Raw genomic sequence first — 18,428 nt, 5'->3', positions numbered from 1 at the left:
CCTCAAGGGTCGGTGCATCCCGCATGCTCCGCCGTGCGCTCTATTCCGGGGTCCCCAGCCCGACTGAAACACACGTGTTCGAAAGCTCTGCCCAGTCGTTGAGCCTCATGACCCAGCCGCAGGGACCCTCAAGGGAGGCCACGTTGACCTTGGGCAGCACACAGGACCAGTCGGATGCCGAGGAAGAATCAGGCCTTACCATCGCGCCCAAGGACGTCGAGCTCATCCACACGGTGCACCACGTCGACTCCCCCACCGCGCGGCCCAGGATCGGGCTCGTCTTCCATGCCTACTCCTGGAACGGCAACCCAGAAGTGCTGGAACCGGATCGGCGCGAGGAGTGGCGGTGGTGCAAGCCGCAGGACCTCCCGGCCGAAGTTGTGCCGTACGCCCGGCGGGCGATCGACGGAAGCCTCCAAGGGCGCCCGTACTCAGAGATCGGCCGGGGCGAGCGATGAGCACTCTGAAGACCTGCCCCGAGGCTGGCAACCAGGGGCCGGAGTGCTCTGCGGGCCGGGCGAGCGGCGCGCTGACGGGTGCTGAAGCGGATCCGGCGGCCGCCCGGGCGGCAATGGTCACCCGGCTCGAGGAGGAAGTTGCTCTGGGGCCGGGCCCGGTCCGCGACGCCCTCCTCACGCTGCCCCGTGAAGTCCTGATGCCGCAGGCGTACGTACGGCGCAGCGCCCCGGGCGAGGAGCCGCCGCGGTGGGATCTGCTGGACTGGGCGTCGCCGCAGGACCGCCCCGAGCTGCTCGGGGTGCTGTACGGCAGGGCCAGTGTGCTCGTCCAGCACGACGGGGAGCCGCTGCTGGGCCGGGCGCGAGGGACGCGGTCGGGGGCGTCGATCACGTCGATGTCGACGGTGATGGGCCTGACCGCCTCACTGCTGGAGGAACTCGGACTGCGCCCGGGCCAACGAGCGCTGGACGTCGGGACAGGTGCGGGGGTGACCGCCGCGGTGGCCTGCCAGGTCTGCGGCGATGAGGGGGTGGTCACCCTCGACCGTGACCGTCACCTCACCGAGGCTGCCATGGCCCGGCTGGCCGACCTGGGCTTCCGCCCGGAGGTGGTGTGCGGGTCCGGTGACAGGGGTCTTCCAGGGCGGGCGTTCGACCGCATCTTCGTGTCGTACACGGTGGAGTGTGTGCCGGTGGCGCTCGTCGAGCAGCTCGCCCCCGGCGGCAAACTGCTGGCGCACGTGACCAGCGCGTCGCCGTCGTGGCCCGGCCTGGCCGTCGTCGAGCGCACGGCCGACGGGCAGATCAAGGCGGAGCTGCGGCCAGTGGAGTTCGCCCACCGGGCTGGGTACGGCATGGACCGGATCTGGCTCAGCAAGGAGTTCCGGCAGCGCATCGCCATCGACCCGGGCGCCAGGACCCGACGGAGCATGCTGGCGCCACCGGCGGACCTCGACCGGGGGTTGTGGCTGGCGGCGGACCATCTCCTCGGAGGCCTGGTGCGCGACTTCGGCGCCGAGCACCTGTCCATCGGTGCGCCCAGCTGCGGATCGTGGCTGCGCGTGGAGCCGGTGGGGCGCTCTGCTTGGAAGGTCACGACCCACGGTCCGCGCGACATCCGGCAGGAACTCCAGGGCTTGGCCGACCGGTGGCAGGCGGTCGGCAGGCCAAGTCGCTACCACCTTGTCTTCGAGCCGGACGGTAGCCAGCGGGCCGTATCGGCGTGCGGACGTCTGTCCTGGCGACTTTCCACTTACGGGCCGCTCGACAAAGGAGCATCCACGTGACCTTTCCCAACAACCCCTCCCCGAGCCCGTCCGCGGGTGGGGAGGCGCTGATCGCGACGGCCGCCACCGAGTATGACCGCTACAGGCCGGGTGTGCCGGCCGAAGCGGCCGAGCTGGCCGAGGCCGTCCATGGCCCTTCTGACCCCACGGTGCTGGACGTGGGCACCCCCACCGGCACCGGGCAAGTCCCTCGGGCCCTGCTCACGGCACCGCCGGTCCGCGCAGCAACACCCGCTGATGCAGAAGCCATCACCCGGATGCGTTCCGAGTACGTCCTGTCCAAGCCCTTGAGCGAGGAATGGATCCGGCGGTGCACTGACGAGCTGGCGCCACGGCTCCTGCCCACGGGGGACGCACGGGCCTTCGTCATCGACGCCCCCGACGGCACGATGGGCGCCTGCGCCCTCGTTCTGATCCACCCAGTGCTCCCGGCCCCCGCCTATCCTCGCGGCCTGGCTGCCCGCGTGCACGTGGTCGCCACGCGCCCGGACCACCGGCGCCGCGGCTACGCCCGGGCCGTCGTCTCCACACTGCTCGACCACCTGGCTGACGTCGAACAGGTCACCCTGTTCGAGCTCCACGCCGGCGTGGAAGCGCAGCCGCTCTACCGTGAACTGGGCTTCATCGGAAGTCCGGCGCTGATGCGGATGACGCGTCTCGAACAGCCGGCCTCGACGGGCACGACGGCGAGCGGCACCGGCTGGTTGCCGCCCGAGCAGTACGCCGAGACAGTTCTCAAGGCAACCGCGTTCGCGTGCCTGTACTTCACCGATGAGGACGACCGGCCGTTGCAGGTGCACTCCGTGTACTCCCCCTCGCACCCATGGCAGCTGGTCGGCGGAACGATGGATCCGGGCGAGCGGCCCTGGGAGACGGCCGTGCGCGAAGGCCGAGAGGAGACCGGCCTGACCGTCTCCGGTCCACCCCGGCTGCTGGCCACCGTGTACGGGCTGCCCGGCGCCGAGTGGCCCTACAGCACGATCGGCATGGTCTTCGACGGCGGCCGCCTCACCGCGGCCCAGATCCGCGGCATCACCCTCAACCCGCAGGAGCACGACGCAGTCCGTGTCCTGCCCCTGACCGAGTGGGAGGCATTGATGCCGCCCCGTGACTTCGCGCGCCTGAGCGCGGTGGAGGAGGCCCGCCGCACGGGCAAGGCAGCGTACTTCGGCAACTGGGACTGGGGGAAGTAATGAACAGCAGCGTCGTGTTGATGTCCGACCCGAGGGTGGCCGCGATCCCGGTGCAGGACTGTGGCGAGGACCTCGTCGACGTCCGCGAGCACGGTGTGAGGATCGATGACCGCAGACGCGACGAGACAGGGGCCTGGGCCCACGTCCGGCAAGACGTCCTCACCCGGCTGCTGCACGCGCAGTCACTGCTGCCCACCGGAATGTCGTTGCTCTTCGTCGAGGGCTTCCGTCCGCCGGCTCTTCAGCGGCGCTACTTCGAGGAGTACTCCGACGTACTGGCTCGCGCCCATCCGGACTGGTCGGCCGCCCATCTCCAGGAGGCCGCCAGCCGCTTCGTCTCACCTCCCGAGATCGCCCCGCACTCCGCCGGCGCAGCCGTCGACGTGACGCTGATCGACCACCAGGGCCACGAGCTGAACATGGGCACACGCGTCAACGCCTCCCCGGAGGAGTCCGACGGCGCCTGCTACACCGACGCACCAGGCCTCAGTGACCGGGCCCTCACGAACCGGGCCACGCTGGGCCGCGCGCTGTTCTCCGCAGGCCTGATCAACTACGGAACCGAGTGGTGGCACTGGTCTTTCGGCGACCGGTACTGGGCCCTGCAGACCAAGCAACCTGCCGCCCTCTACGGCCTCGTCGACCTGCCCTGACACCGCACCACACCCCGCCCTTCGTTCACGAGGACCATCTAGGGGATACACCCGGGCTGACTGGCCCAAGGGCCGCAGCGAGTAGATCACCGCCGACGGCGAAGCATAACCAGTAATCAACAAGCTGGGCATATGAGCATCCCCCACTCATGCAAGACGGGACAAACTCGCCACCTGCCAGCTGGAAGCACTACGGGAACTCGGCATGCCCTGGGCAGTGTGGGGCGCCGCAGCATCCCTGAGTGTTGGCAGCCTCCTTGACTTGGCTGACAACTGGGAACCCTGCAATGGACACTGGTGGCCTATGTCTGGTGCGCCAAGCATGGGCAAATGTGTGGTCGTTTCCATGGGCGAGGCAGCAAGTATCGGGGGTGGCGGGGTTGGCAAGGTCGGGTACGCACGGCTTGTCGCGCGGGGCGTTGATCCGGCAGCGTGCGAAGGCGCGGTTCGTCGGGCGGCGTGCGCAGTTGGCGCTGTTCACGGACAACTTGTCGAAGGACCCCTTTTCCGAGGAAGATCCGGCGGAGTTTCTGTTCCACGTACGCGGCGTGGGCGGGGTGGGCAAGTCCACGCTGCTACGCCAGTGGCAGGAAGCGGCCGGGCGTGCGGATGCGGTTACGGCGGTGGTGGACGAGAACGACGTCCACGGGGTTCAGCAGGCATTGGTCGAGCTGGCCCGGCAGTTGGCGGAGCAGGCGGGTCCCTGCAAGGAGTTCGACAAGGCGGTCGAACAGTTCAGGAGGGAGCAGGCGGCGCAGGTTGAGCCGATGCCCGTGGAGGGCGAGGCGTCGATGTCGAGCCGGGTGGTGACGCAGGCCGCGCTGGGGGCGGCGTCGTTGATCCCGGGGGCCGGTGTCGTAACGGCGATGGCGAATCCGGATACCGCGGCGCAAGGGCTGGACCGGCTCCGCTCTGCCTCGCGGTCCCGTGCCCAGCGGCGGGGTGGCCGAGGGGACGATACGGGGCTGAGCCGTGCCTTCGTAGCCGAGTTGGATAGGTTGTCTCGTCGGCGACAGTGGGTAGTGCTGTTCTTCGATACGTGGGAACAGAACGCACAGTACCTGGAGCAGTGGCTGCTGAGTCTGCTGGACGAAGAGTTCGGTCCTGTACCAGCAAACGTCATCGTCGTCCTGGCAGGCCGGGACGAGCTGACGGAGCGGGAATGGGCACCGCTGCGGGCTCAGGTCGCAGACGTGCCGTTGGAAGTCTTCACGGAAGCGGAGACACGTTCGCTGCTGACTTCGCGGGGTGTGTCTGATCCTGGGGTCGTGGAAGCGGTGCTGCAGTTGTCAATGGGGCTGCCTTTGCTCGTAGAACTCCTCGCTCTGGCCCGTCCTCACACGGCGGAGGAAGTCAATGCGGGCGGAGACCTCACTGATGTGGCCGTCGAGCGCTTCGTACAATGGATCACGGCCCCCGAGCAACGCGAGGCTGTTCGGGCGTGTGCATTGCCGCTGCAGCTGAACGAAGACGTCTTCGCTGCCGCGGCCGGGCCTGATGCAGTGGGGTTGTGGGAGTGGTTGTGCGGGCAGCCGTTCGTCAGCGGCCGTGGCGACTTCAAGCATTACCACGCGGTGGTCCGCGCCAGCATGGTCCGCCAGCAGCGCGCCAACTCCCCTCAAGACTGGGCTTCGGCGCATCTGCGGCTCGCTGACATTCATGCCGCCTGGCGTGCCGCGGTCGAGGAACGGCTTCCCGAGACGAAGCGGTGGAATGATCCTGCATGGCGTCGGCATCGCTTGGACGAGACGTACCACCGGCTGTGCGCCCACCCGGGAACACAGCTGACGCCCGCCCTCGAACAGGTGGTACATGCTGCGGGCCAGGACACCGCTGTACTGCGGAAATGGATCGAAACACTGGAGCAAGCCGCGCACGACACTGCCGACGCAGCCCTGCTTACCTGGTCAGGGTGCCTTCGGGATGCTCTCGTCGGCGACGAGCCTGTTCTTACTTGCCTTGGTGCCCTGCTCTCCCACAGCCATCTGAGCGCTGAGTTCAAAAGCTGGGCCTACACCTACCGTGGAATCCGCCTCTACCTCTGCGACCAGGAGGAAGAGGCGCTCACCGAGTTGGACCGCGCCATTGCGCACGACGCTTGTAACGGTCAGGCCTGGGCTCGTCGCGGGGAATCCCATCGCTGGCTCGGCCATTACGACCAAGCCATCGCCGACTTCACCGCCGCACTCGACATCGACCCCACCGACGCCTGGACACTCGCATCCCGCGGCCAAGCACACCAGCAGGCGGGCCAGTACGACCAGGCCATCACCGACCTCACCGCCGCACTCGACATCGACCCCACCCACGCCTGGACACTCAGCCAGCGCGGCGAAGCACACCAACAGGCGGGCCGGTACGACCAAGCCATCACCGACTTCACCGCCGCACTCGACATCGACCCCACCGACGCCTGGACACTCGCATCCCGCGGCCAAGCACACCGGCACGCGGGCCGGTACGACCAGGCCATCACCGACCTCACCGCCGCACTCGACATCGACCCCACACTCGTCTGGGCACTCAGCCAGCGTGGCGAAGCACACCGGCAGACCGGGAACTACCAACAAGCCATCACCGACCTCACCGCCACAATCGAAGTCAATTCCACACTCGCCTGGGTACTCGCATCCCGCGGCGAAGCACACCAGCAGGCCGGCCGGTACGACGAGGCCGTCGCCGACTTCACCGCCGCACTCGACATCGACCCCACCTACGCCTGGGCACTCGCATCCCGCGGCGAAACACACCAGCAGGCCGGCCATTACGACCAAGCCGTCACTGACCTCACCGCCGCACTCGAAATCAACCCCACACTCGCCTGGGCACTCAGCATCCGTGGCAGAGCACACCGACAAGCAGGCCACTACGAGAAGGCGCGAGTGGACGTGGAGCGGGCAGTGGAGGTGGACCCCGAAGACCTCTCCTGCCGGTTCGAGAAGCTCATGTTCGACACCGTGGAGGGACGGCTCGACGCGTGTGCGGAACAGTGGAGTCAACTGCTCGCTTCCCCCATGACCCCGCCGAACGAAGGTCACACCAGGCTCTCCGGCCTTTTTCGAGCCTTGCTCTTCGAACCGGAGAACCGCGTGACAGAGGCGACCGAGGAGTTGCTCGCCGCACGACCGGGGTCGGGCAACATCGCAGAGGTGCTCGGTTATTTGGCTGAGCTCTCTGCCGTGGGTGATGGAGTGGCTGACCGTGCGCGGCGGTGCCATGAGCTGATCGTTGCGCACACCTTGAGATGAGCCACCAGGCACAAAGCACCCCGCTGCGCGGCAGGACGCTGAGCGGGCGAGGCAAGGCAGTAATGCCCGTCGGGCAGCACATGTCGAACCTCCGGCAGAAGGGCGGTCTCGGGAAGGACGCGGGTCTGGCGAGCGCGCCCAGCAGCTGGCCGCGTTCGACGAGGACCGGACGTGTCCTTGAGCTAGGTATGGCTTCTTGTCTGTTGCAGTCGGTATGGCTCTGTCCTCGCGATCGAACCTCACCGGCCCGCCGTGACACGGTGCAACCGCCACCGCGGGCCGGTCCCGCGGTGGCGGTTGCACCGTGCCTCAGTCCATCCTGCTGGTGGCGTAGGCCTCAATGGCGTCGCGCTGATACGCAGCCAGCCCCGGAGCGATCGCCTCGTAGGCGGTGCGCCAGGCGTCGTTGTCCATGCAGGAGCGTCCGATGGCCCGGTACTCCTCGGCCGAGACGGCACGCAGCTGGGCAAGCGCCCGGTACTGGGCATCGATCTGGGCCTGCACGGGATCGGCGTCTGCCGGGTGGCCCGCGGCCATGAGCTCGGCCAGCCGGATCATCTGTGCAGTGCGTTCACGGTGCCCGGCGTCGGCGTCGGCCTGGCCCATCGCGGCGGCGCGCCGACCGACCTCTTCGGCGAGTTCGGGGAAGTCGGCCATGTTCTCCTCGTAGTGGGAGGGCTGAACGCCCTCGAAGAGGTTGTCCGGTCGGTTGATGGTCATGGGGATGCCGTCCTTCCTGGACTGCTCCAGTTCGGCGATCGTGCGGCGGACGGTGCCGGCCAGGGCGTTGATCCTGTCCCGCTCCGCGAGCAGCCGCTGGTAGTGGCCCCGCAGGGCATCCACCTCGTCGACCTGCTCGGACAGGATCCGGCCGATCTCCGGCAGTCCGACGCCCAGCGCCCGTAGGACGAGGATCTGCTGCAACAGCAGAAGCTGGTGGTCCTCGTAGTAGCGGTGTCCGTTGGCGCCGATCCGGGCCGGGGGCAGCAGGCCGGTCTCGTCGTAGTGACGCAGTGTCCGGGCGGTCACGCCCGACATGCGGGCCACTTCAGAGATCGGCCAGTCCATCACGACTCCCGCACGTGTGTGTCGCCAGGCCGGTCCCTCCGGCCTGGTCACGACCGTAGAAGCTGCCGCAACGGCAACTGCAACCCCGAGCCCAAATTCCTTGCAGTGTCGAACAGACCGGGCCTACAGCCGGGCGGTCCGAATCCCGTCCGCTGCCCGGGACGCGTGAACATATTGACCCTTCACAGGGCCCCGACGCCTCCCCCATCCCCGTAGTAACGCTCGCGGCTCTCGGGCTCTGGCTCAGGTTCTGCACCCTCTGTCCTGCCTGCTCACATCGACGGCGCGTCCCGTCCGATGAGGGACGTGGCCGCGGGGCCTACTTGGATTCGACTCGTCCTATCGGGTTGGGGCCGGTCGTCAGTGCCTCGCGCGCGGCCCTCCACGTGGCGGCACCGGGGTACAGCTGGGTGTGGAGGTCGGCCGCGGTGATCCGGGCGAGGGCGGCGACTCGCTCGGGCTTTTCGTCGGTGGTCTCAGCGGCGTCATATCCCGCGATGCCGCCGAGTCCGTGTTCCGCGTCGAACAGGGTGAGTAGGGTCTTGGGTCCGGGGGCGAGGGTGTAGGGGTCGGCGTGCCAGGCCGGTCCCATGTCCGTGAAGTGCCGGGAGTCGTCCTTGTCACCGGCGACGACCAGCGCGGGTGCGGTCATGGTGGTGAAGTCGACTGCGCCGATGATCGGCCACTGCTCGGCCATGGGTCCGTTGAGGGCTGACACGCCGGCAGTTCAGACGAGGGCGGCGACGAGCAGGGCGAAGGCGGCGATGATGACGGCGACGCGTACGTAGTGGAAGCGATCCCAGCGGCGTGACTGCTCCTTCCAGTCCTCGGGCCGGTTCTCGGGGGTCCACGTCTTGTTCCGGTTGTTGATCGGGACGAGCAGCAGGAGCGACATGACCACACTGAGGAGCAGCAGTGCACCGGCGGTGACGACGAGGCCGGTGCCGGGGTGGTGACGTCCGGCGATGGCCCAGACCGCAACGAGGAGGAGCGATCCGATGTACCAGACCGGCATCACTGCGCCAAGCATCCGGCCCCCATGGGCGCGGCCGAGTTGGCCGCTGTCCTCCGGGAGTGCGTTGAGGATCGGATTTATGACGAAGGCAACGGAGAACTCCACCCCCACCATCACGCCGACGACCACGGTGGTGACTACCTCGAGCGCGTTGAGCATGTCGACCTCTCTCATTTCCTAGCGTCGCTAGCTGATGTGGCAACGCTAGTACTGCTACTGCTCTCTTGTCTAGCAGTGCTAGGATCGAATCATGTCGGTACAAGAACGCAAGGAGCGCGAACGGGCAGCCCGAGAGCGCCTCATCGTGGCGACGGCCCGCGAACTCGCCGAGCAGCAGGGCTGGGACGCGGTCACCACGCGCCGGCTCGCCGAGCGCATCGAGTACAGCCAGCCCGTCCTCTACAGCCACTTCCGCGGCAAACGGGAGATCATCGGCGCCGTCGCCCTGGACGGCGCTGCCGAGCTAGCGGCGGCAGTGCGCGCCGCGACCGCCCCCGCAGACGGCCCGCGCGAGCGGGTGCACGCCCTCGCCCGCGCCTACCTCGACTTCGCCGCACGCAACCCGGCGGTCTACGACGCCATTTTCCAGCTCGACGGCGGCCTCCCCTACGCACAGGAGGACACCCCCAAGCCGCTGAAGGACGCCTTCGCCGCGCTGCTGGAGAACCTGCACGAAGTCGCCGGGGACGGCGTTGACCCGGGACTCTTCACCGAAATGTTCTGGGCGTCCCTGCACGGCCTTGCGACCCTCACCCGGTCGGGACGGCTGCCGCCGGAGTACACCGAGCAACGGGTGGAACTACTGGTGGACCGGCTCGCTGTGCTCTGACACACCATCCTGGCGGTCACGCGGCCCGGCCCTCCGAGCTCGCTGCTACCTGCCTGCATGCATGCCGCAACGCTTCGGGTCACTCATGTCCGCACGGGTGCAACTCCAGATGACCGGATCCCGCACTCAGACGGGCAGCCGTCCCGGAAGCAACGGCACTCATTGATCCGACCCGATATGCGCCCTAACGCCGCGTCATCCGGCACGACAGTCACACCGGCGGGGTCCGCCTGCCGTACCAAGCGTCCCGGCGTTGCGCAGCACGGCCTGCGCCTGCCTGGTGTCCTGGAGAAGGGGAGTTGGTCGAACGCGATGCGCTGCAAGTCCCGGGGTGTGACCGGACGGCGGTGGTCTGCGCGTACACAGGCGAGTTCGGCGGCACCCAGCGCCAGGACAAACTCAAGGAACTGCGGGCCAAGGACGCCGAGGAACTCACCCAGCTGCGGGCCGACGGCCAGGGCCTGGTCCGGGCGGTCAACCAGCTGTCCTTGGAGAACCATCAGCTGCGGACGGAACTGGCCGCGCCGCGGGGCCGGCTCCGGTTGCTGCCCACGCAGCCCCAGTCGCCAGCCCCGCGCGGACTGGGCACATAAGTCCGTACACGATGGTGCACGACGGAGGCCACGGCTTCGAGCGAGTGCGGGGCTCCGGTGAGGGCCCGGAGTCGGACGGCGAGGCCGCCGGGGCCGAGGTGGGCCAAGGGCCACATGGAAGTGACACGGAGGGCGGAGGCCCAGATCCCGGCGGCCGGGGGCAGGAGCGGGGCGACGGCGATTCCCGGGGCAGTAATCGGGGCCGGGTCGAGATACGTCATCCCACCGGTCCCGCACAGATACGTGCCAGCGTCAGCTGCGGCGGTGAGGTCGGCGAGCCGCTCGGATCGCTCGGGCCGGGCGGGCCGCCCCCCCCTGAGGCCAGGACGCGGCCTGGCCAGCCGAGGAGGTCCAGCAAGACGCGGGTGGAGGTCTCGGTGACGGCGGCGGTCCGACCGGTGTCGAATGCGGCCAGACCGGCTCCAGTGCCGTCTGGAGAACAGGCCATTGGGGGCTGGTCCGGTACTCCTGCCGGATCATCGCCTCGGTCCGTCGCCGGGCCGAGATGGGGTCGGTGATCAGAGCGTCCCGGATGGTGGTCTCACGGCCCTGAGGCAGGTGGGTGGGGATTGGACAGCCACCAGGTCCGGTCCGGGTCCGACAGCACGGCCAGGCGGGTGTGGTGCTGGTAGTCACAGCGGGTGAACCGGACGTCGTCGAGGACGATCCAGGTGTCTGCGGCGAACAGCTTGGCCAGGGTGGTCAGCCTCGGGACCAGGTTGGGCTGATGCACTGCGCACACCCCCCGGTCGGTCAGGAGATGAGGCGGCTGGTGAAACCGTCGCGAATGAGGGACTCGTATGCGACATGCACGTCCTCCGGGACATCCTGGGCGATGGCGAAGCCCTGCTTCGGGTATTCGATGACCCTCTGGAGATCGCCGACGAGCATGTCCACCACGAGTTTCTCGTCGCCGATGGATTTGAAGTAGTCGTCCAGCTCCAAGGGCTCCGACGCGCACACAATCTCGACGTTGGGCCACAGCTTGCGGGCGGTGGCGAAGGATCGCCTCTCCATATAGGGCTTGGAGACCAGCATCACCGTCGTCGGGACGATGCCGGCCGAGGCCAGCAGGTCGCGGGTGAGGGTGACGTTCTGGCCGGTGTTCGCGGCGTTCGGCTCGACGAGGATCGCCTCGTCGGGGACGCCGAGTTCGAGAGCGTGCGCGCGGAAGTGGACGGCCTCGCCCCGGGGGAAGCGGGCCCGGGTGGTGGGGCTGTTGCCGCCGGTGAACACCAGCGTCGGAAACAGTCCGCGGTGATAGAGGTCGGCCGCGGCTGCGGCGACGCCGAGGTCGTGGCTGCCCAGGCCGATCGCCACATTGGCGGGCCGCAGCTGGTGGCCCATGAGGTGGTAGTCCCAGATCAGCTTGGTCCGGCGCCACTGGTCCTCGGTGATGGTCTGCTGCTTGTCGCCCACGCTTGATCTCTCCCTGGTCACCGGCTGGCGGGGCCGGACGGCCCCGTGCTCATGGCCTTGATGTTCTCGATGCTGGCCAGCTGGTGGGACAGCCCGAAACGGGCGGCCATGGTCGCGGCCTTGTCGAGGACGTGAAGGCCATCATCGCGGGTCGCGGGGTCGCTCAGCAGGATGTGTCCGTGGGCAGTGTCCAGACGGACCCGCTGCATCGGGGCGTCGGTGGTGGCGGTGCCGCGGGCGACGGTGATGAAGTGCAGAGCCGCGGAGAGATCGCCGGCACCTCGGTGAGCCAGGGCGATCTTCTGGTGGGCCACCGACCAGTCTTCCGGTTCGGCGAGGTCCTCGAAGCCCGAGCCCGCCTGCCCGGACCCGGCGGCGGACGAGACCGGCCGAGGACTGATGATCGTCACCGCCCTCGCCGACCGCTGGGGCATCCATCCCCGCCGGCCGTTCGGGAAGGTCGTCTGGTCTCACTTCCCCACCGCCCCGCCAGCCACGACCACCCGAGCCGTTCAGGGAGCCCGGACGTGCTGACCCACACCGCCCCCGCGACCGGCCCGGACGCCGGACTGCTGGCCTCGCTGGGCGCCTGGACCTGGCCCGGCATCGCCCCGGACGGACAGCAGGTTGCTCACCTCCTGCTCGCCCACCGCCTCGGCCGCACCAGCCACGACGCCCCCGACGCGATCGAGACCCGCATGCGGCACCTCGCCGAGACCCTCGGCGGTCTCGCCCGGGCCGAGGACCCGGCCCCCGACACTCTCGGAACCCTGGCGACCGTCGGCTCACACATCCTGCTGAGGTTCCCCGGCGCTCGCTGGGGCCTGAAACTGCCCGCCCACCCGCAGTGGGCCCGACTGGTCCACGACCACGGTCGGGCCGCCCTGGTCCTCGGGCTGGACCCGCTCGACCAGTCCGCCGACGCACCCCGCGTCGACGCCTACCTCGACGCCGCCCTCGCCCGCGGCCGGCTGCTGTTCGGCTTCGCTCGCAGGACCTCCCGCACCGCCTGAACCACCCAGCCCCGTGCACCGCCCGACTCACCACCGGAGAGGGACATCGCCATGGAAACCTTCGATCGCGCCAGGCCATGCCTACTTCACCAAGATCACCACCCAGTTCGCCTCGACGAGAAGATCGCCGCCTTCCTGATCACGCATCTGCTGCCCAAGCCGAAGTCCATCGCCGCCACCGCACGTCGCGAGGTCGAGCACACGGCCGCCGTCGACAGGCTCCCCCGCGAACTGTTCACCGACCACGACACCGCCCTGGACTACCTGGAATCCCGGGCCGCCGGGGAGACGACCTGCCTTTTATCAGTGGGCCCACGGTGCTGCGCAGCCGACTGCAGCCGGCGGGGACGGCCTATGAGCGCATGACCAGGTGAAGGAACCCTGCCAGCCCAATCGCGACCGTCACGCCGGCCCCCAACCCCTCCGCGCGGCCGACTGCCACCCCGCCGATCAAGCTCGTCAGCAGTATGACAACCCACCGCAATGGCAGCCCTTCGCTCCCGGAACCGCTAGGAGGTGGGGCGCTCACCCCCGTGGCCGAACGCCCGACCGCAGCGGCCCGGTCCAGGGTGATCGACTTCCCGGTGGGTCGCCCTCGGTCGCACCGGGTTGGGCATGGTGGGGCGGGCGGTTGTCACGGTAGGGGCGCGGTGTTGGCGGGGCGCAGCATTTGTCCGGCGGCCAGTTGGCGGTAGGCGGGGCTGATGGTGAGCAGTTCCTCGTGACGCCCACAGGCGGCGGTGCGGCCGTTTTCGAGTACGACGATCTGGTCGGAGTGCTGGACCGTCGAGAGCCGGTGGGCGATGACCAGCAGGGCGCATTCCTGGGCGGCATCCTTCATGACGGTGGTGAGCGCGGTCTCGTTGACAGTGTCGAGATGGGAGGTGGGCTCGTCGAGCAGGAGAATCGCGGGGCGGGCGAGCAGGGCCCGGGCCAGCGCGACCCGCTGGCGTTCGCCGGCCGAGAGGGTGCCACCGCGCTCGCCGAGGATGCCCGACAGGCCACCTGGCAGCCGCCGCGCGACTTCTTCCAGTTGCGCAAGTTCGACGACGCGCCGCACTTCGGAGTCAGTGGCGTCGGGTGCGGCGTAGGTGATGTTGTCGCGGAGCGTTCCGTGGACGACATGTGTGCTCTGATCGACGACGGCGATGCGTTCGCGGCAGGCGCCGCGGCTCAGTTCGGTGGACGGCCGGCCGTCGAACAGCAGGGTCCCGGAGTCGGGCTCGTAGAACCGGGCGACCAGCGCGAAGACAGTGCTCTTGCCTGCACCCGACCGGCCGACCAGGGCTGTCTGGCCCCGGTGAGGGACGGAGAAGGAAACACCGCGCAGTACGGGCCGGTCCGGCGTGTAGCCGAAGCTCAGGTCTTTCAGGGCGAGCGCGGCTCGCTCCTGGTGCCCGCCTCGTTGGTCGGGATTCCGTGCACGTGTCCGGGTCGTCGGCGTCCGGGTGGGTGAGGGCTCGGCCGGCAAGGACAGAGCGTGCTCGATGCGCTGGTAGGCGCCCATACCGCGCTGGATGAGGCCGACCGCGCGGAAGACCGACGACAGCGGCAGCACGAGGTAGGAGGCATACAGCAGGAAGGCCACCAGGTCGCCGAGGGAGTTGCCCTGGCCGTTGACCCGCAGGCCGCCGATGACCAGGACGATGAGGAAGGAGCCCTGGACGGCCAGTTCGACAGCCGGGCTCATCACGGAGGCGAGTCTCGCGGTGCGCACGCCGGCGGTGTAGGCCGCTTCGACCCGCTCGCCGATACGGTCCGCTTCGCGGTCCTCGGCTCGGTGGACTCGGACCATGGGCAGTGCTCCGAGTGCGCGTTCCAGGTCGGCCGCGATCGCGCCGACCGACGTCTGCATGCGCTCGGAGGCGGCGCGGATGCCCTTGAGCAGTGAGGCGACGACCAGGGCGGCGGTGGCCACGGTCAGGGCGACCAGGAGCAGCAGCAGCGGATCGATCCACAGCATGAGAACGATTGCGCCGGCTGCGACGAGTGCCCCGGTCACAAGATCGACGAGCGCTTGCGACACGACTTCTCTGAGCAGGGTGGTGTCCGCTGTGACCCGGGAGATCAGATCGCCGCTGCGGTGGCGGTCGTACTCCCTCATCTCCAGGCGGAGTAGCCGCGCCACCATGCTGTGGCGCAGTCCTCGTACGACGCCCTCACCCATCCGCTCCAGCACGAAACGCCCCACCGCCCCGGTCGCCGCCTCGGTGACGAACAGCACCGACAGGAGCAGCAGCAGCGGCCACGGCATCTGTCCGCGTCCGCTCGCATCCACGACGTGTTTGGCGACGAGCGGTTGCGCAAGGCCGAGGGCGGAGCCGACCAGCGTCAGCACGGTGGCTGCGCCGACGGAAGCACGGTGCCCGGTGGTGAGCCGGTACATGGTGGCGACCGCGGCCCGGGTGGAGCGGTCGCCACCCGTCGGTGCTGCCTCGCTGTTCGCGACGTGACTGTCGGTCATCGGCCCGTCGGCCGGCCCGCGGGGGCGACGGCGATCAGACGGGTGAAGTAGTCGTCGGGCACCCCTTCGTCGACCGGGTGCCCGTCGGCTTCGATCCAGGCGTGCGCGGTGAAGGGGGGTACGACGCGTACCCCGGTGCACCACGTCGGCCAAGTACCGCCGAACCGGCACAGCAGCGCAGCGCCCAGGGAACGGGGCAGGCAGCCTCTGGGGCCTGCGCAGCGCAGGCTCACGGCGCACATCGCGTCCCGCGCGTTCTTGGCCTGTGCGGCAGTGGCCGGGCGGGCCCCGCGACGTGCGACTTCGAGTACGGCGCGGATCCGGCGGGGTGGCAGGAGCGAGAGTGCGACGGCGGGAAGCAGGACGACACGTGCGGCCATGCGCCGTGCGAAGGGGATGCCGCTCGGGCGTGCAAGGGCGCTCGGCGTCGTCATCCGGCCAGCCCGGACGTGCGCAGTTCTTGCACCAGGGCCTCGACGTCCTGCGTAGCTTGGGTGAGGTCGACGTCGAACTCGCTGGAGAGTGCGGCGACCGCGTCGGCTTCGTCACCACCCGCCAGCAGGATGTTGACGACCAGGGTGGCGGTGGGATTCAGCTCCCAGTACTCTCCGGCGCGCTCATCCAGGAGGACGGTGCCATAGTCGGTCTGTGCCGTGCGTACGTCGGTGCCGAACTGCAATGCCATGCGTGTGCCTTCCTGTTGGGGAGCTGCTGTCATGGTGAGGTCGCGGGCGCTTTGGGGCCGCCGGCTCGGTCCAGACCGCGCAGCCACACTTCGGCGGCGATGGTCGAGTAGAGGACGGCGTCACGCAGTTCGGGCGTGGCCGGCCGCTGGGCGAGCCGGCGAAGGGCGTCCGCGTCAACCAGGCCGAGCTGTTCCAGCCGGGAGCCCTCCCACAGCGCGAACAAGTCGGCGCGGTGTTCGCGCAATCCGTTGGCGGCGTCCATGGAAGCGGCGGCCTTGTTGGTGCGTCGCAAACACGCTTCGGGCACGATCCCGCTCATGGCCTTGGTCAGGAGAGGCTTGTACTGCCACGGCGTGACCCGCTCGCTCGGCCGAACCGCGAGGCACGCCTCGATGACGCGGTCGTCGAGGAACGGCGACGCCATCGGCAGGCCGGCCCGGGCGGCCATACGGTCCCACTGGCGGATGATGCGGGTGCAGGAACGGATCTGTTCGAGGTCGGTGTGCAGGCCGCGGTCCGGATGCAGCGGAACCGCGTGTGCGGCCGCCTCGCCGAGTGCCTTGCGGACCAGTCGCTCGGCGTCGGGCGTCACCCAGCTGAAGAGGCGAGGGGGCATACCCCAGCCGAGGCTGGTACTGACGGTGGCGGGCAGGGGGTCTCTCAGCGTGTTGCTGGAGTCGGCCAGCCACTGCCCGTAGGACCGGGAGTCGGCCAGGGCGCGCACTGTGCCACCGAGGGGCCACTGCCACAGGGCCCTGAACCCGCGCAGTTGCCGCAGGGCGAACAGCGGGCGGGTGCGCGCCAAGCGGTGGTAGTACGCCTCCGAGCACCAGGCCACGTGGTCGCCGCCGATGCCGGTCATGTGGACGCGGCTGCCCCTCCCGGCCAGGCCGGGCAGGTGGTGCAGGACTCGTGAGCGGTCCATGACGCCGATGGTCGGCTCGTCGAGCAGATCGTCGATGCCAAGCAGATCGGTGTAGACCAGCGGCGAGGCATCAGCGTCCCATACGACGTGCTCGACGTCCGGCATGGACCGGGCCGCTTGTTCGGCCCAGTACAGATCAGTGTCCGCGGGGTCGCGCCCCGGCCAGGTGCTGGCCACCACTCGGGCCGACGACCGATCGGCAAGGAAGCAAAGGGAAGTGGAGTCAAGACCGCCGGACAAGTCGCAGCTGACCACGCCGCCTTGCCGAGTACGGGCATCCACTGCTGCGGCCAGGGCTTCGCGGACGAGGGGCGCGCCGTCGTCGAGCGAACGTACTGGCTCCGGCGGTGTCCACCAGCTCGAGTGGCGAACGCTCCGGCCGTCAGCCGCCACGATCAGCGCGTCGTCCGGGGAGACGGAGCTGATGCCCCGCCACATGGGCGCCACGGCGAGCGGATGGGGCGTTGGCCACAGTAGCCGGACGGCGAGCTGCTCCTCGTCAGGGGTGGCGCCGAGCGCGGCGGCGAGTACGTCGGCGCGCGAGGCGGCCACGTGGATTCCCGCAACGGGGGCATGGAAGACCAGCCGGAGTCCCGAGGCGGTGCCCTGCACCCTGAGCCGACCGTCGAGCGTGGCGACCAGGTGGAAGCTGCCGGGAAGGGAGTGGGCCAGCTTGTCGAGTTCAGTGAGATCGCGCAGCCGCCCGGCATGGCGCTCGAGCTCTGCGGGGTCGATCGGGCAGCAACCGATGACGGCGAGGGCCGTATGGCCGGCACGGGCGACGACGATCTCCTGGTCGTGCCACTGACCCATCAGCCACGGCCGGTCAGAGGCGTGCTTCAGGATGCGTGTTCCGGGGAGGGAGAGGGAGCGGGCCACGGCGGCCGCATCCTCGCAGTCGGTGAAGACAGCGAAGTGTGCGTCGCCGGGGCCCGCCCCCGCACTCTCGTGCAGTTCAGTCATGACGTCGAGTCAAGAACCGTCCGCGTCAGTTCTTGCTCAGGATCAGCCGGTCGTTGCCAGAGCCTCCCAGGAGCCCGGTCTTCTTCCGGAACGTCCCGAGCCGGGCGAGTGTCGGTGCCTCGTATGCCTTCTTCATGCCTTCTCCTCACGTACAGGTATCACGGCCGCCTTCCTGGCCGGCGGTGAACAGGGCGCCGGTTCACCACCGCCCTGCCCAAGGGCTCATCGGGAGCCCTGAGCGAGAACGCGGTTGCAGGCAATAGCTACCGGCATGAGCCGGTGCCACGACAAGGCCGCTAAAGAACATCGGATGATCTGTACAGTGTGAATGCAGCCAGATCGCGACAGTGCAGGTCATGCGGGTAATTAAAATGCGGAACTTACACCGGCTGTATCGTGCAAGAATGAAGAAATGCTTCCAGGTGCCGTCTAAGGGGCGCAGTAGACGTGGTTAGTACGCCGCGCCGACGCGAGCCGAACCGAGATGCCGGGGCGCACTGGGACCTTGTCTGCGCGCGTCCACCCAGGACTGTCCTGCTCCAATGACCGAATGCACCCGCCATTACTGAGGACCACTCAGGGTTCACTGTGTGCCGAAAGCAGTCTCCGGTACCC

18 protein-coding genes and 2 pseudogenes are annotated in these 18,428 nt (G+C 68.9%); 9 read left to right on the top strand and 11 right to left on the bottom strand.

Translation table 11 applies throughout. The features are described from left to right. The first annotated feature begins 149 nt into the window (after positions 1–149). The 5 genes from ACWGH0_RS13210 to ACWGH0_RS13190 all read left to right on the top strand — a co-directional run bounded on the left by ACWGH0_RS13210 (position 150) and on the right by ACWGH0_RS13190 (position 6,838). Complete coding sequence (locus ACWGH0_RS13210; RefSeq protein WP_453404266.1) at positions 150–458, top strand: NUDIX domain-containing protein; 309 nt, start codon at positions 150–152, stop codon at positions 456–458. Next, a complete protein-coding gene (locus ACWGH0_RS13205; RefSeq protein WP_453404265.1) occupies positions 455–1,744 on the top strand; it encodes a protein-L-isoaspartate O-methyltransferase family protein in 1,290 nt (429 codons plus the stop codon). Before ACWGH0_RS13210 ends, ACWGH0_RS13205 begins: the two co-directional genes overlap by 4 nt. Next, positions 1,741–2,937, top strand: a complete 1,197-nt coding sequence (locus tag ACWGH0_RS13200; protein WP_453404264.1) for a bifunctional GNAT family N-acetyltransferase/NUDIX hydrolase — start codon at positions 1,741–1,743, stop codon at positions 2,935–2,937. Before ACWGH0_RS13205 ends, ACWGH0_RS13200 begins: the two co-directional genes overlap by 4 nt. Positions 2,938–2,957: 20 nt before the next feature. Then, a complete protein-coding gene (locus ACWGH0_RS13195; RefSeq protein WP_453404263.1) occupies positions 2,958–3,590 on the top strand; it encodes a M15 family metallopeptidase in 633 nt (210 codons plus the stop codon). Between the two features lie 404 nt (positions 3,591–3,994). Further along, a complete protein-coding gene (locus tag ACWGH0_RS13190; RefSeq protein ID WP_453404262.1) occupies positions 3,995–6,838 on the top strand; it encodes a tetratricopeptide repeat protein in 2,844 nt (947 codons plus the stop codon). Between the two features lie 309 nt (positions 6,839–7,147). Here the strand turns inward: ACWGH0_RS13190 and ACWGH0_RS13185 are convergent, their stop codons facing one another. The 3 genes and pseudogenes from ACWGH0_RS13185 to ACWGH0_RS13175 all read right to left on the bottom strand — a co-directional run bounded on the left by ACWGH0_RS13185 (position 7,148) and on the right by ACWGH0_RS13175 (position 9,080). Then, entirely contained in the window at positions 7,148–7,906 is a 759-nt protein-coding gene (locus ACWGH0_RS13185) for a MerR family transcriptional regulator (RefSeq protein ID WP_453404261.1), read from the bottom strand. A gap of 319 nt (positions 7,907–8,225) precedes the next feature. Then, positions 8,226–8,627, bottom strand: a pseudogene (locus tag ACWGH0_RS13180) (chlorophyllase); the annotation flags it as partial. Positions 8,628–8,633: 6 nt separating this feature from the next. Further along, on the bottom strand, positions 8,634–9,080 hold the full coding sequence (locus tag ACWGH0_RS13175) for an anthrone oxygenase family protein (RefSeq protein WP_453404307.1): 447 nt from the start codon (positions 9,078–9,080) through the stop codon (positions 8,634–8,636). Positions 9,081–9,171: 91 nt separating this feature from the next. Here ACWGH0_RS13175 and ACWGH0_RS13170 point away from each other — a divergent pair, with 91 nt between their 5' ends. Then, positions 9,172–9,750 carry a TetR/AcrR family transcriptional regulator gene (locus ACWGH0_RS13170; protein WP_453404260.1) on the top strand — a complete coding sequence of 193 codons (579 nt, stop codon included), beginning with the start codon at positions 9,172–9,174 and terminating at the stop codon, positions 9,748–9,750. A 299-nt stretch (positions 9,751–10,049) separates the two neighbouring features. Beyond that, positions 10,050–10,343: a hypothetical protein gene (locus ACWGH0_RS13165; RefSeq protein ID WP_453404259.1), complete on the top strand. Its 294-nt coding sequence runs from the start codon at positions 10,050–10,052 to the stop codon at positions 10,341–10,343. 541 nt (positions 10,344–10,884) lie between these two features. Here the strand turns inward: ACWGH0_RS13165 and ACWGH0_RS13160 are convergent. The 3 genes and pseudogenes from ACWGH0_RS13160 to ACWGH0_RS13150 all read right to left on the bottom strand — a co-directional run. Continuing rightward, positions 10,885–11,076, bottom strand: coding sequence for a WbqC family protein (locus ACWGH0_RS13160; protein ID WP_453404258.1), 192 nt, complete (start codon positions 11,074–11,076; stop codon positions 10,885–10,887). Positions 11,077–11,096: 20 nt separating this feature from the next. Continuing rightward, the gene (locus ACWGH0_RS13155; RefSeq protein ID WP_453404257.1) at positions 11,097–11,762 is read right to left on the bottom strand and encodes a YdcF family protein; all 666 of its coding nucleotides are present in this window, start codon (positions 11,760–11,762) and stop codon (positions 11,097–11,099) included. Between the two features lie 17 nt (positions 11,763–11,779). Continuing rightward, a pseudogene (locus ACWGH0_RS13150) lies at positions 11,780–12,109 on the bottom strand (hypothetical protein); the annotation flags it as partial. A 180-nt stretch (positions 12,110–12,289) separates the two neighbouring features. Here ACWGH0_RS13150 and ACWGH0_RS13145 point away from each other — a divergent pair. Next, on the top strand, positions 12,290–12,775 hold the full coding sequence (locus tag ACWGH0_RS13145; protein ID WP_453404256.1) for a hypothetical protein: 486 nt from the start codon (positions 12,290–12,292) through the stop codon (positions 12,773–12,775). Positions 12,776–12,826: 51 nt separating this feature from the next. After that, complete coding sequence (locus tag ACWGH0_RS13140) at positions 12,827–13,141, top strand: hypothetical protein (protein ID WP_453404255.1); 315 nt, start codon at positions 12,827–12,829, stop codon at positions 13,139–13,141. 268 nt (positions 13,142–13,409) lie between these two features. On the opposite strand, the gene ACWGH0_RS13135 is transcribed toward ACWGH0_RS13140, so the two are convergent. The 5 genes from ACWGH0_RS13135 to ACWGH0_RS13115 are packed head-to-tail and all read right to left on the bottom strand — an operon-like array spanning position 13,410 to position 17,949. Beyond that, the gene (locus tag ACWGH0_RS13135; protein ID WP_453404254.1) at positions 13,410–15,239 is read right to left on the bottom strand and encodes an ABC transporter ATP-binding protein; all 1,830 of its coding nucleotides are present in this window, start codon (positions 15,237–15,239) and stop codon (positions 13,410–13,412) included. After that, the gene (locus tag ACWGH0_RS13130) at positions 15,236–15,673 is read right to left on the bottom strand and encodes a lasso peptide biosynthesis B2 protein (protein ID WP_453404253.1); all 438 of its coding nucleotides are present in this window, start codon (positions 15,671–15,673) and stop codon (positions 15,236–15,238) included. The genes ACWGH0_RS13135 and ACWGH0_RS13130 overlap by 4 nt, the downstream gene beginning before the upstream one ends. Continuing rightward, positions 15,670–15,924 (bottom strand): lasso peptide biosynthesis PqqD family chaperone, encoded by a 255-nt coding sequence (locus ACWGH0_RS13125; protein ID WP_453404252.1) that lies wholly within the window; start codon positions 15,922–15,924, stop codon positions 15,670–15,672. The genes ACWGH0_RS13130 and ACWGH0_RS13125 overlap by 4 nt, the downstream gene beginning before the upstream one ends. 29 nt (positions 15,925–15,953) lie before the next feature. Next, positions 15,954–17,813 carry a lasso peptide isopeptide bond-forming cyclase gene (locus tag ACWGH0_RS13120; RefSeq protein ID WP_453404251.1) on the bottom strand — a complete coding sequence of 620 codons (1,860 nt, stop codon included), beginning with the start codon at positions 17,811–17,813 and terminating at the stop codon, positions 15,954–15,956. A 25-nt stretch (positions 17,814–17,838) separates the two neighbouring features. Then, positions 17,839–17,949: a keywimysin-related RiPP gene (locus ACWGH0_RS13115; RefSeq protein WP_453404250.1), complete on the bottom strand. Its 111-nt coding sequence runs from the start codon at positions 17,947–17,949 to the stop codon at positions 17,839–17,841. Between the last annotated feature and the right edge of the window lie 479 nt (positions 17,950–18,428).

Source organism: Streptomyces sp. NPDC054887 (assembly GCF_053610585.1).
This window is presented reverse-complemented; position numbering and strand designations above follow the sequence as displayed.